Source organism: Pseudomonas sp. Irchel s3h9, from assembly GCF_900187475.1.
Taxonomy (GTDB): Bacteria; Pseudomonadota; Gammaproteobacteria; order Pseudomonadales; family Pseudomonadaceae; genus Aquipseudomonas; species Aquipseudomonas neuropathica.
Window position 1 is genome coordinate 91,873 of record NZ_FYDH01000003.1, and the last position, 13,673, is coordinate 105,545.

The window sequence follows — 13,673 nt, forward strand, 5'->3', positions numbered from 1 at the left end:
GCGAGCAGGCTCGCTCCTACAGGGGATTTGTGTGTTACCTGAAGCTGTGACAGTCGGCCTGTTTCAAACGATCAAAGATTCTCGTAGCGGTTCATGTCCAGCACGCCCTCTTCCACCGGATCGGTTTCGTGCAGGTATTGGCTCAGATCGTGGAAATAGAACCAGAATTGCGGGTGACTGCGCCGAATTCCCCAGCGTTCGACGATTTTCTCGAAACGGTTGGCGTCCTTGGCATTTTCCATTGCATCAACAAACTCGGGCACTTGATCGGCCGGAATGTTGAACATGAAGTTCGGATAACTGCTGAGCACGCCCGGAAAAATGGTGATCGTGTCCAGCCCGGGCTGATAGCGCAGCGACTCTCCGAGCAGGAACGCCACGTTGCTGTGCGCACGGTTGCGCAACAGGCTGTAGACCTCGCGTTTGCCGTTGGCGGTTTCGATGCGCAGCATCGTCGCTTCCGGCAACAGGTCGATCACCTTCAAACCGGCCGCCGGGCGCGAGGTCAGGCGGCTTAGCGCCTGCTCGGCATTTTGCAGGGCCGGGTCAATATTCGGCCGCGAGCAGTAAGCCCCATCGCAGCGGTTGATTGGATCCGGGTGCGCATTGAGATCACCGTAACGCGCCAGTAATTGCATGGCGAAGTCGTATTTCGGGTCTTTCTCATCAAGTTTCAGTGCCGTCGGTTTGTCGTCGTCGATCGCTTCGTAATCGAGCCACATCTTGAACTGGCCGCTGTTCTGATACCAATCGTTGAGGTAATCCTCTCGGGAGTCGGCCGGCATCAGGCGCAGGAAGTTTTGCTCGGCGCCATTGCGGATCAAATCGAAATACAGACGGGTTTGCGCCTGATGGGAGACGTTGCCGAACACATCGAAGTTGACTGCCAACTGGTAATAGGTGCGCTCCAGCAGCGGATAGTCGAACAGCCACATCGTCTGCGGCACCTCGCCGATCAGGCCTTTGGTCACCGAGGCGCTGTCGAAGTGGCGGAAAATGCTCAACAGCGCGTTGTCGTTGCCGGCCCACAGGGTCGACCAACTGGGCGCCGGCAAATCAGCGTAGCTGTCACGGCGCAAGGCTTCGTATTCGTTTCGTTTGTCACGGTAGTTGCGCCACAGGCTCAGTACGCTGCCGACGTCATCGTTCTGCCCGGGCATGGCCAGCAACGGCGTGGCCTGGCCGCGATAGTTCGGGTCAGTGATATAGAGGTCATGTTCCGGCGCTTGGAACAGCGCCCAGAAGTTGTCACGGATCACGTCGGTGGCGATCTGACCACGGCACACCGGGCCGCGAATAAACGTGCGGACGAAGTATTCGGCGTTATCGAGCATGAACTGATAACGCGCCTGCGCCGGGATCGCTTCAAATGTGGCGAACGGGTTGGCGCGGCTCTGCGGGCCGTAGCCCGGCAAGGCATTAACCTGCCAGTTACCGCTATAGAACAGACTTTTGACCCGCGCCATTTTCGCCGCGCTCAACGGATAGGTGATGTGGGTCTTGTGCACGATCACCCCTTGCACCGGCCACAAGCGGTAATACACCTGAGTGCCCGGATCATCGTTGGGGCGACGGGTGGCGATCAGGTCGATTGGCTGCCCGGTCGGCGTGCGCGAACGTACCCACTGGAAATAATGGCCCGGCTCGCCGTCCTTGAAATAGATATGCGCAAGGTACCAATGCTCGTACAACCAGCGACCGACCAGGCTTTGCCGCGCGCCGGGAGTGTTGAGCAGGTTTTCCCACTGGACGATCTGCAGCGCCTCTTTGGTGCTTGGCGCCAGGCTTTGTTCGTCAATCGGCGCACCCGAGGCCAGCCAGCGCTGCAGCGTCTGATATTGCTGATCGGTCAGCCCGGTCACCGCCAGCGGCATGCCTTCTTTCGGATACGCGCCGGCGTAGCCTTCGAACTCGGCGGGCGCCGCGCACAGGTTCTCGCGGTTCAGACCCAGGACGATGTCTTCCGGGAGCTTGGCGTTCGGCGTCACTGGCGTCTTGTGCCCAAGTTCAAGCATGCGCGCCATCAGCGCAGCCTGGCTGCCTTGGGCATCGAGCACCGAATAGAAGTCTTTTTGCTGCCAGGCACGTTTACCGAAGGCATCGTAAAACAGTCGGGTGGTGGGTGCCGCTTGTGTGCGCTCGCCATCGTAGACCGGCATTTTGCTCGCACCACGGGCCGCGCCCTCACCGCTGCCCAGATTCAACTGGCAGGCCGAGTCGTAGCAGGCGTGGCAGGCCACGCACTTCTCGGTGAAGATCGGTTGGATATCACGGCTATATGAGATCGTGGGTTCCTGCGCAACGGCGCCCCAGCTTAAAAGCAGCAATAAAATGCTGATGACGCGGTACGACATGCCCTTGATCCCGATCCTGAAAAAAACGCCGCGATTCTACAGTATGACGCTCGTACCAATATGAGCGATATTCATGCAAAAGCCTCACATGCTCTAAAAGCGCACAGGTTTGCTATGATCCCGCTCCTTCGTAATGGTCTTTCCGAGTAGTCCAAATGTCCGATCGCAGCGTCCGCCTTCAAGCTCTCAAGCAAGCTCTCAAAGAGCGCATCCTGATACTCGACGGCGGCATGGGCACGATGATCCAGAGCTACAAGCTCGAAGAACAGGACTATCGCGGCAAACGCTTCGCGGACTGGCCGAGTGACGTCAAGGGCAACAACGACCTGCTGGTGATCACCCGTCCGGACGTGATCGGCGGCATCGAGAAAGCCTATCTGGATGCCGGCGCCGACATCCTCGAAACCAACACCTTCAACGCCACGCGCATTTCCATGGCCGACTACGGCATGGAAGAACTGGCGTACGAGCTAAACGTAGAAGGCGCACGTCTGGCGCGCAAGGTCGCTGACGCCAAGACCGCCGAGAACCCGGCCAAGCCGCGCTTCGTCGCCGGCGTGCTCGGCCCGACCAGCCGCACCTGCTCGCTGTCGCCCGACGTCAACAACCCCGGCTACCGCAACGTCACCTTTGATGAACTGGTGGAAAACTACACCGAAGCCACCAAAGGCCTGATCGAGGGCGGCGCTGATCTGATCCTGATCGAAACCATTTTCGACACCCTCAACGCCAAAGCGGCGATCTTCGCCGTGCAAGGCGTGTTCGAAGAGCTGCACATCGAACTGCCGATCATGATTTCCGGCACGATCACTGACGCCTCCGGCCGGACCCTGTCGGGGCAAACCACAGAAGCGTTCTGGAACTCCGTGGCGCACGCCAAGCCAATCTCCGTTGGTCTCAACTGTGCGCTCGGTGCCAGTGAGCTGCGTCCGTACCTGGAAGAGCTGTCGAACAAGGCCAGCACCCACGTATCCGCGCACCCGAACGCCGGCCTGCCGAACGAGTTTGGCGAGTACGACGAACTGCCGTCGGAAACCGCCAAAGTCATCGAAGAATTCGCCCAAAGCGGCTTCCTCAACATCGTCGGCGGTTGCTGCGGCACCACCCCGGGGCACATCGAAGCCATCGCCAAAGCCGTCGCCGGTTACGCGCCGCGTCAGATTCCGGACATTCCGAAGGCTTGCCGCCTCTCGGGTCTGGAACCGTTCACTATCGATCGCAACTCGCTGTTCGTTAACGTTGGCGAGCGTACCAACATCACCGGCTCGGCCAAGTTCGCCCGCCTGATCCGTGAAGACAACTACACCGAAGCCCTCGAAGTCGCCCTGCAACAGGTCGAGGCCGGCGCGCAGGTGATCGACATCAACATGGACGAAGGGATGCTCGATTCGAAGAAGGCCATGGTGACCTTCCTCAATCTGATCGCCGGTGAACCGGACATCTCCCGCGTGCCGATCATGATCGACTCGTCGAAATGGGAAGTGATCGAAGCGGGCCTGAAGTGCATTCAGGGCAAGGGCATCGTCAACTCGATCAGCATGAAAGAAGGCGTCGAGCAGTTCATCCACCACGCCAAACTGTGCAAGCGCTATGGCGCCGCCGTTGTGGTGATGGCGTTCGACGAAGCCGGCCAGGCCGACACCGAAGCGCGCAAGAAAGAAATCTGCAAACGCTCCTACGACATTCTGGTCAACGAAGTCGGCTTCCCGCCAGAAGACATCATCTTCGACCCGAACATCTTCGCCGTCGCCACCGGTATTGAAGAACACAACAACTACGCGGTGGACTTCATCAACGCCTGCGCCTACATCCGCGACGAACTGCCGTATGCGCTGACCTCGGGCGGCGTGTCCAACGTGTCGTTCTCGTTCCGTGGCAACAACCCGGTGCGTGAGGCGATCCACTCGGTGTTCTTGCTGTACGCGATCCGCGCGGGCCTGACCATGGGCATCGTCAACGCCGGGCAGTTGGAGATCTACGATCAGATCCCGCAGGAACTGCGCGACGCCGTTGAAGACGTGATTCTCAACCGCACGCCGGAAGGCACCGACGCCCTCCTCGCCATCGCCGACAAGTACAAGGGCGACGGCAGCGTCAAGGAAGCCGAGACCGAAGAGTGGCGCAGCTGGGAGGTCAACAAGCGTCTGGAACATGCGCTGGTCAAAGGCATCACCACGCACATCGTAGAAGACACCGAAGAATCGCGTCAGTCGTTCGCGCGCCCGATCGAAGTGATCGAAGGCCCGCTGATGTCTGGCATGAACATCGTCGGCGACCTGTTCGGCGCCGGCAAAATGTTCCTCCCGCAAGTGGTGAAATCCGCGCGAGTGATGAAGCAGGCGGTGGCGCACTTGATCCCGTTCATCGAACTGGAAAAAGGCGACAAGCCGGAAGCCAAAGGCAAGATCCTCATGGCAACCGTGAAAGGCGACGTGCATGACATCGGCAAGAACATTGTCGGTGTGGTACTCGGTTGCAACGGCTATGACATCGTCGACCTCGGCGTAATGGTGCCGGCGGAGAAGATTCTGCAGGTCGCCAAAGAACAGAAGTGCGACATCATCGGCCTCTCCGGCCTGATCACGCCGTCGCTGGACGAAATGGTTCACGTTGCCCGTGAAATGCAGCGCCAGGACTTCCACCTGCCGCTGATGATCGGTGGCGCGACCACTTCCAAAGCGCACACGGCGGTGAAGATCGAGCCGAAGTACAGCAACGATGCCGTGGTCTACGTGACCGACGCCTCCCGTGCAGTTGGCGTGGCGACGCAGTTGCTGTCGAAAGAATTGAAGGCTGGTTTCGTCGAAAAGACGCGTCTGGAATACATCGATGTGCGCGAACGTACCTCGAACCGCAGCGCCCGCACCGAGCGCCTGAGCTACGCCGCCGCCATCGCCAAGAAGCCACAGTTCGACTGGGCCAATTATCAGCCGGTCAAACCGACCTTCACCGGCAGCAAGGTACTGGACAACATCGACCTCAAGGTCTTGGCCGAATACATCGACTGGACGCCGTTCTTCATTTCGTGGGACCTGGCTGGCAAGTTCCCGCGCATCCTTGAAGACGAAGTGGTCGGTGAGGCCGCCACCGCGTTGTACAAGGACGCGCAGGAGATGCTCGCCAAGCTGATCGACGAGAAGCTGATCAGCGCCCGTGCGGTGTTCGGCTTCTGGCCGGCCAATCAAGTACATGACGACGATATCGAACTGTACGGCGATGACGGCAAGCCATTGGCCAAGCTGCATCACCTGCGCCAGCAGATCATCAAGACCGACGGCAAACCAAACTTCTCCCTGGCCGACTTCGTAGCGCCGAAGGACAGTGAAGTGACCGACTACGTCGGTGGTTTCATCACCACCGCCGGCATCGGCGCCGAAGAAGTGGCCAAGGCTTATCAAGACGCTGGCGATGACTACAACTCGATCATGGTCAAAGCCCTGGCCGACCGTTTGGCCGAGGCCTGCGCCGAGTGGCTGCACCAGCAAGTGCGTAAAGAGCACTGGGGTTATGCCAAGGACGAAGTGCTCGACAACGACGCGCTGATCAAAGAGCAATACAGCGGCATCCGCCCTGCTCCGGGTTACCCGGCGTGCCCGGATCACACCGAGAAAGCGGCGCTGTTCGCCTTGCTCGATCCGCAAGCCGAAGAAATGCGCGCCGGTCGCAGTGGTGTGTTCCTCACCGAACACTACGCGATGTTCCCGGCGGCTGCGGTCAGCGGCTGGTACTTCGCCCACCCGCAAGCGCAGTACTTCGCCGTGGGCAAGGTCGACAAGGATCAGGTGCAAAGCTACACCTCGCGCAAAGGCCAGGAGCTGAGCGTGACCGAGCGCTGGCTGGCGCCGAATCTGGGTTACGACAGTTAAGTTGCGCAATGGACCTGAGAGCGCCCTGCTCTCAGGTCCACTCAATTACCTGTCACGGCGCCAGGAAGGGCCGGGTTGTGGTGAGGATGGGCCGGGGTGCGGCTCCGCCTCGCGAACTGTCGTCAGCGCAGCCAGCTCCGTACGCGTCATTGCCTTCAGTGCATCGATGCGAGCTTCTGCCAGTTCGATCTGAAGTGAATCCACTGCTTCCAGATAAGCGCTGCTGTGTATGTCGGCAAATGTATCCTCCACCTCCTCCTGCCGCCTCCTGGCGTTGAGTTCGAGCGTTTCGAACACCTCGCTGTGGCGATCGCGCAGGTAGCGGATCCAGTAATCGCGTGAAATCAGATTTTCCAGAAACATTTCGGATGCTTCATCCCTGAGCACCGACGTGCGCGCGTCGATCAACTGCTGCCCGCGAATCGGTGCGGCGTACAGCATGTGTTCCGGTTGCGCCGGCAAATCCAGCCCGTCCGGCCAGCCTCGGGTCATGCCGATCCGGTATTGCAGACGGATTTCCGCCCGATCCTTGTTCTTCGCCGCGGCTTCTGCCAGCCGGTCGACCCTTTCCAGGCGGAACAGACGCCGCGTCAGCTCAAGCAAGGCCCTGCCGCGTTGCTCCGGGCGGTGTCGTGGAATATCGCGCAGGGCGTTGTATTCATAGACGCGGGTTTCCAGTTCGCTGAATGACAGGATCCGGCCATCGCCGCAGGTGCCGTGGGTCTCGGCGTTGAGAAATAACAGCTCTCGCAGCTCGGCGTTTTCCGTGGCGGCCTCGATGACTTGCCAGACCCGATGGGTCAAATCAGCGCCGGACAACCGGAATTCAAGGGTATCGGGCAAGGTCGAGAGCAAATGAAAGAACGACTCATGGTTGTCCTGATCAGCCAATTGCAGCCATAGCGCCTGCCGCGCGGCATGCGCATCTGCATGTGTGTACGTCATCCAGATTGCCATCGCTGGCACTGCCGCATCCTGCACCGGATCGGCAATCACTTCCGCTGCCTCCACAATGGCATGCGTATCAACCCGCCGGGAACCGCCACCCCCACTGGGGCCATCGCTGTCGGAACCCGAATCCGAATCCGATCCCTGACCGGAGCCAGCATCCGAATCGCTGTCGGTCTCCAATTCGCGTTCGGCAATTTCACGCTGCAGAAAAGCCTGGGAATAACCCATGACATCACGGTCTGCGTTGGCCGCACTGTATTCCCGCAGTTGCTGCAGGCAATTGAGCGACAGGGAGTTTTCGGACAGGTCGGTGCCGTCCACCAGCGCTTGATGGTTGCCGTCCAACAGTCGGTCAGGAAAGACCATGATGTTGTTGCCCGACAGGTCCAGTCGTTGCAAATGCGCCAGATCGAGCACGCCGTCAGGCCAGAATTCCAGACCGTTCTGGCTGAGATTGAGCGTCTCCAGACGGACGAAGGCGATGGCGCTGAACTCCTCCAGCTGATTGTGGCTGAGGTCGAGCCAGCGCAGTTGCGTCCCGCCCACGTGCTGATACACGGTTTGTGCCACGGCCAGCCGATTACCGCTCAACTCCAGACGTTCCAGACGGTTCAAACGACCGACAGCTTCCGGCAGCCGTTCCAGGGCATTGCCGTTGAGTCTCAGGGTGGTCAACTCAGGGAACGCCGGGCAAAAGAGGTTGAAGCTATCAACTGAAAACTTGATCCCTGTCAGATTCAGTGTCCGCACATGGGCAAACACGTTTGACAGCGCGGGCAGATCGCTCATGGCCCCCGCTGAAAGGCTCAGCGTCTGTCCGGCGGACTCGGAAAGCGCAGTGAGCCCGTCCCGCCAGCAAGTGCGGATCCTCGTCGCGTCGAAGAACCTTGTGGACGATGACACGCTTTCACCAGGCCCTTGCGTCGCACCGAAAATCCAGCCGTTCAACTCACGCGTCAGCGTCTCGTCACTTGCTCGCCACTGGGTCAGCCTGTCCGCCATTTGCTCCGGGGACAGGCCTTCATCGCGCAATCGGGCAACGCTGGCTTGCGCTTGTTCAAGCGTCAGCGAGGGAAATATCTCCAGTACACGGGCATTCATGTCGAAACCGTCGCCGGGTGCAGAGACAGGCGGGAGTGCTAACAACTGACCGGCGCGCTCCAGTGCACTTTCCGGCGGGGTCCCGCTTGAATTGGCCGGCAATGACGCCGATTGCGCGTCGAACCGTTGCAAGGCGCCTTCCGGCAATCCAATGGACATTTCAATCCGGCGCTGCGCCGCCCGCATGTCCGCCTCGCCTGTAGTACTGAAGCGGTTGTTCTGCAGGCGGGTCTTCAGCAGCACAGCGTCGTTGACAAGCACCTGTTCGGGGAGCGACCCGATGGTGTTATGACGTAAATCCAGCGTTCGCAAATGCGGCAGGCTTTCCGCCCCAGTCGGCCATTGATTGAATCCATTGACGCTGAGGTTCAGCGTCTTGAGCCCGCTCAGGCGAGAAACGTCCAGTGTGTCCAGGCGATTGAGCCGGGCATTGAGATGTTCCAGTTTGTTCAGGGCATTGAACTGGCTCTGAACCTCAGGGGTAACGGCTATAAGGTTGAGAGACAAATCCAGTTGCGTCAGGTGGGTTGCATCGGCTGGCCGGATCGGCAGTTCCGTCAATCCGCAGGCGGTGACTTGCAGACTCGTGGTGCCACTGAATGCCCGGAGAAAATCGCGAATCTGGTCGATCGGCACATTCAACCGATCCAGCCGCACACTCTGTACGTGAGCAAACGCACCGGTTGGCAATTGCGGCAGTTCACTGACCGACTCTTCGCCCTGTACCCATGCGGTGTCCACCAGTTCAAACACGCCGGCATCGTCGAGTTCGGTGCTTGATGCCCAGTTCGTCCCATTGAAAGGACGAACGTCGTCATTCAAGCGATAGCGCCTGCGTATGGCTGCACGCCAGTTCTTTTCCAGAGCACGTACCACCCGTGCATTGGGCTGCGCTTGCCAGCGGGCGGCGGGAATTGCATTACGCAATCCATCAGATGCGGTGGGCTCGTAGAACTGGCGGAAAATTGCGGTGTGCTCCACACGCAGAATCTCCACTGCCTTGAGTCGGGTTTCCGGGGTATTCCAGAGTGTCATGATGCGCTCGGGCAACGGATTGAGGCGGCCGGCCTCGCCCGTCAGGAACTGCAGTTCTCCGGCACAGTAGCGGCGAACCATCAAGTCCAGATCAACCAGATGTCGCCACTGCCCCATGTAGTTTTTCACATAGTCGTAAGCGGGTTTGAACGCTTCATGAGAGAACCTGGACCAGTCCAGCGACAAGCCAGCCCAGAGTTTTTCGTGTCCGACATAGAGCGATTGTGGAATGGATGTGATGGCGGTCTGCGTCAGGTCCAGTCGTTCCAGTTCAGGCAGTTGCTGCACATAGGCCGGCCATTGCGTCAGGCCCGACGCTTCGATCCTGAGTTTTTTCAGGCGTTTGAGGGGCGTCAGATCCAGGCCAGCGGCATGGCTCCGACCGTCGAAAAAATCAAGATGAAGTTCCTCAAGGGCGGTCAACGTCCTCAATTTTGTCGAAAGATCAGAAGCCATCACCCTGACTGACGTCCTGAACTTGAGCTTCTTCAGTGCAGACATCCGGGTCACAGTCAAAGGCAAGGTCGTCAGTGCCTGCTCTTGCGCCATGTAGGCGCCAAACAGACTGCCACGCTCCCCCAGCGACAGCTTTTGCACGTTGGCAAATCGCGCCAGAAAGGCGTCCGCATTGGCGTCGGTGATGCCATTGCCGCCAATTGAAAGTTTACGCACATGGGCAAAGTCTGCATTCAGCTCTGGCAGGGGGTCATACGTGAATATCGAGAGTTCATCGGCACCTGAAACTCCAGTGGACAAGGCGTTGCGCCAGCAGGTTTTCAGCGCTTGCGCGGCGCGAAACTTGTGATCCGTTGCGGAACGCTCCCAAGGCGCCGCCGTGGATGTGCCTGCCCATTCATCCAGCGTCGTATTCAACTGCTGCCATTCATGGCGGCGTGATTGCAACAGCTGGAAAATCGCGTTGTCGTCTTTACCCGTCCGGTACTGCTCGAGAATGAAACCATTAGCCTGTTCGTAGGTAAGCTGCGGATAGACATCGCACACATGAGCGGTCAGGTTCATTTGCAACCCGGCGCCGCGTCCGCTCGCGGGGTAACCGATCAACGTAGCGTTCACACGCACGGGCGGCTTGATCCATTTGACCTGTGGCGCAAGCAGCGCAGGCGTATCTGCCTGATGCCGATCGGCATGATCGATGATCTTTTTCTGTAACCGGGCGGACTGCCCCACCTCGGGCACACCGAGGCTGCGGCGCGCGTCATCAGGCAAGTCATACATGATCGATGAGTAAAAGTTGTCGCCGTTGCGAGGCAGGCTGTTGAGTGCAAGACCACGTTCGTCGAACGCCTGAAACTGAGCGCCTTTCTTGATCAGGTATTTCTTCTCGCTGGCTGTTTCACTGCCGATGCTGTCAAGCAGCATGCCGGCGTCATTGCCCTCGCGAACTTCAATGCGAACGCTGTCGGCCCAACCCGGCAACTGCTCCAGCGTGTGCAACGCCAAGCGCCGGCTGTCCGCCGAAGCGACATTTTCACTGCGCAGACCGACATAGGCCGCGACTTGTCGGCTTTGACGCGCGTACCAGCGTGCCTCCTCCAGCAGGCGTAGCGGCACTCGATGGCCTGAGTCAAGTCGCAACAGATCATCGGAGCGTCCATGGGCCAGCACCGTTTGTGCCGCGGGTTCGCTGAGTCCAGGGCAGGCCTTCTGCAAACGCGCAACCCGGGAATCGATGGGGTCGGTTCCCTTGTAGAGGCTGTCGTAGATCGCCGGCTGACGAGTGTCGGCGTAGTCGGCGATCTGCTTGCCGAACTCTGCCGGCCGGGCATCGCGCACGCGTGCACCTTGCTCGCCCAGGAGCCGGGTGAGTTCTGACTCGTCCAGCGCCGCGAGGATGTGTGCTGGCAGGCCACCGCTGAGGATATCGGCCCGCGATATCTGAATCGGTGCCTTGACGCCGAAGTCGCGAAACCGCCGCACGGAACCATACCTGACCGACTTGCCGGACAGTTGCTCGCCGTCGAATACTTCCAGCACCCGGTTCGCCGGCCAGCGCGGCATTTCGGTGATCAGCGGCAACGCAAAGAGATACAGTTCGTCGATCGGTTTTGTCCCGCGCAACTGTTCAACCACCAGTGCCGCGTTGCTATCCGCCTGCATCACGCGCATGGCCTGCGTCAGTTCCGGTGGCGGTAGCGCAGAATCGACGTGCATCTTGCGCAGAGTGGCGTCAGTGACACCGCCGATATCGGCAGCCTTGATCAACTGCGCGTCGGTGAAGGCTTCGGTTGCGTGGCCGATGCGCCGCAGCAGGGTCAGACGATCCCAATCCCGCGGCCGCTCCAGCGTGTGCCGCCAGGCACCGCGTCCGTTGCTCTCCAGCACCGGCTGCCAGGCGCTGGCATCGGTAGGGTGCTTGATGCGCCATTTGCTGATCGACTCATCGTAAAACTGCTCGTAGACCTTGCCGTCCTGGCGTATGAAGGTTTGACCTTCCAGCACATGCTGGCCGGCAGAGTTCGGGCCGGGGCTGTCTGGCAGCGTGACAGCGGACTCGTAAGCTCTAAGGTCGGCTCTCCACAGGCGAGTTTCGCCGTTGGGCAATTTCACCGACTGCAGCCGCTCGATGATCGGCACGGCTCTGGCGCCGGAGATTTTCTGTACCCCGGCCCCCACTCCCGCCATCAACGCAATCTGCGCCAGATTCTCCGCGACATCGATCAGGTGATCCTTCGCCGCCCGACGATCACCCTCACTCCATTCAATCGCGCCTTCCAGGGTTTCAGTCAGCAACTGCCCGGCCATCACCACCATCATGACCTCGCCCAGCACCGGCACGAACATCGAGACAAGGTTCAGGCCAAGCATGCCGATCTGCAGCAGATGAGCGAGCTTGGCGTCACGGGCCTTCGCATCGACATCTGCCGCTGGCACGGCATGGCTTCGTGCGTCGGCCAATACCTTGGCACGGCTCTGGGTGTAAAGGTATTGCCAGAGATCCTCATTGGGCGCCCAAATCCCCCGTCCGCTGCGACCGAACGTCGATGGCGCAATGTAAGGATCAGGCACAGGATCCCACCTGATCTCACGCTCGGGTGGCAGTTCACGGATCCGGGTAAACACCGAACCGCCCGCCAACACCTGCGCCACAGCCAGCCATGGCGAGCGCCATATTGCCCATGCATCGCCCGGTGAATCGGCCGCTTTTTGTCTGAACTGGCTGAAATAATACGCACGCTGGTCATACGGCAGAAACTGGCTCAAAAAACGCTGGTACGCGGTCGGTTCCGCGCCTGGCGCTTGTGCGGGATCGCGGGCGGTGAGCAAGCGCTTGAACTCATCGCGCACCTGTTGGACGGTATAGCGCTTGAGCGGGTGCTCCGGATCGTGAGGGATGTAAAGGATCAGCTCGTCGCTGTAGCGGTACTTCTGGCAAATGACAAACACCACGCAGCCAGTCAGCCTTTTTTTCATCACGCCCAGGTCACTGAACCAGACCTGTTTCTCGCCCATCCACGGGTGCATGTTGCCGTGGATCACCGACACAATCATTGCGTGATCCGCCGGCTCAATGTCTTTTTGCAACAGCGCCTGATCGGCTGCGGCGCGCATCGTCGCCTTCTGGCTGGCAATGAAGCGCTCGCTGAGCACCGCCTCTGCCACAGCATCGGCCGGGTGGAAGAATGTCGTCAAATAGGTCTGATACTGCTTGCCGACATCCAGTTCTCGGCAAAGCGTCAGGAACTGCATCACCGTCAGGCCGATGCTCACGTACTCGAATGTACCAGGGGTGGAGGTTGCTACAACGAAACCTGACGTCGAGTGATAAGCGCCCTGCTTGCATTCGTCAGCTTCGAAGTTGTGCAGCGCTGCGTCCAGCATCGAAAGTTTGAGGACCTCGAAGGACGCCAGCTCGATATTTTCAACGCCCAGTTCGACGGGACGCCGCAGGCACAGGAGCGTCTTGTCGACATCGATTTGTAATTGATGCTGGTCCTTGAGCGCTTTGAGCAGCAATGGCCTGGCAAATGTCTCGACGTCCTGAAGGGTCGCCATGGTTCTATCAAGATCGTTTTGGGCGACAACGCTGGCCTTCATGCTGTCGGCCAGCGTCTTGCGTTGTGCCGGCGTCGCGTCGAGGTACCACGCTGGCAGCGCAGTCGGAACGGTTTTGAGCGCTTCGCGCCGTTGCGGCGAAGCGCTGGACAGCCACGGCGGGATCGACTTTTCGAGAAAATCGCGGTGCAGGCTTTGCGTTGTATTGAGCGTTGTCGGCTGGTTGTCAGCGGCAGCTCGAGCGAGCGGCGCAGCTTGCGTCGTCTCTGGGTTGGAAGGGATAGCGATCATGATCACTCCTAGTTGATGGAGCGATCAGCAGACCATATCCCGTCAGCGGATTTGCGGTATC

The 13,673-nt window shown here is 59.6% G+C and carries 3 protein-coding genes; 1 reads left to right on the forward strand and 2 read right to left on the reverse strand.

Annotation, left to right across the window (positions count from 1 at the left end; translation table 11 throughout):
- Nucleotides 1-71 precede the first annotated feature (71 nt).
- A complete protein-coding gene (locus CKW26_RS05685; RefSeq protein WP_095047829.1) occupies nucleotides 72-2,354 on the reverse strand; it encodes a fatty acid cis/trans isomerase in 2,283 nt (760 codons plus the stop codon).
- A gap of 155 nt (nucleotides 2,355-2,509) precedes the next feature.
- On the opposite strand from CKW26_RS05685, the gene metH reads away from it, so the two are divergent.
- Nucleotides 2,510-6,220: a methionine synthase gene (metH, locus tag CKW26_RS05690; protein ID WP_095047830.1), complete on the forward strand. Its 3,711-nt coding sequence runs from the start codon at nucleotides 2,510-2,512 to the stop codon at nucleotides 6,218-6,220.
- Nucleotides 6,221-6,265: 45 nt separating this feature from the next.
- On the opposite strand, the gene CKW26_RS05695 is transcribed toward metH, so the two are convergent.
- Nucleotides 6,266-13,612, reverse strand: coding sequence for an NEL-type E3 ubiquitin ligase domain-containing protein (locus CKW26_RS05695; protein WP_095047831.1), 7,347 nt, complete (start codon nucleotides 13,610-13,612; stop codon nucleotides 6,266-6,268).
- Nucleotides 13,613-13,673 lie beyond the last annotated feature (61 nt).

Bases quoted from the DNA above. Each gene is read 5' to 3' on its own strand.
- CKW26_RS05685 (WP_095047829.1), bottom strand. From the start codon at position 2,354: ATGTCGTACCGCGTCATCAGCATTTTATTGCTGCTTTTAAGCTGGGGC.
- metH (WP_095047830.1), top strand. From the start codon at position 2,510: ATGTCCGATCGCAGCGTCCGCCTTCAAGCTCTCAAGCAAGCTCTCAAA.
- CKW26_RS05695 (WP_095047831.1), bottom strand. From the start codon at position 13,612: ATGATCGCTATCCCTTCCAACCCAGAGACGACGCAAGCTGCGCCGCTC.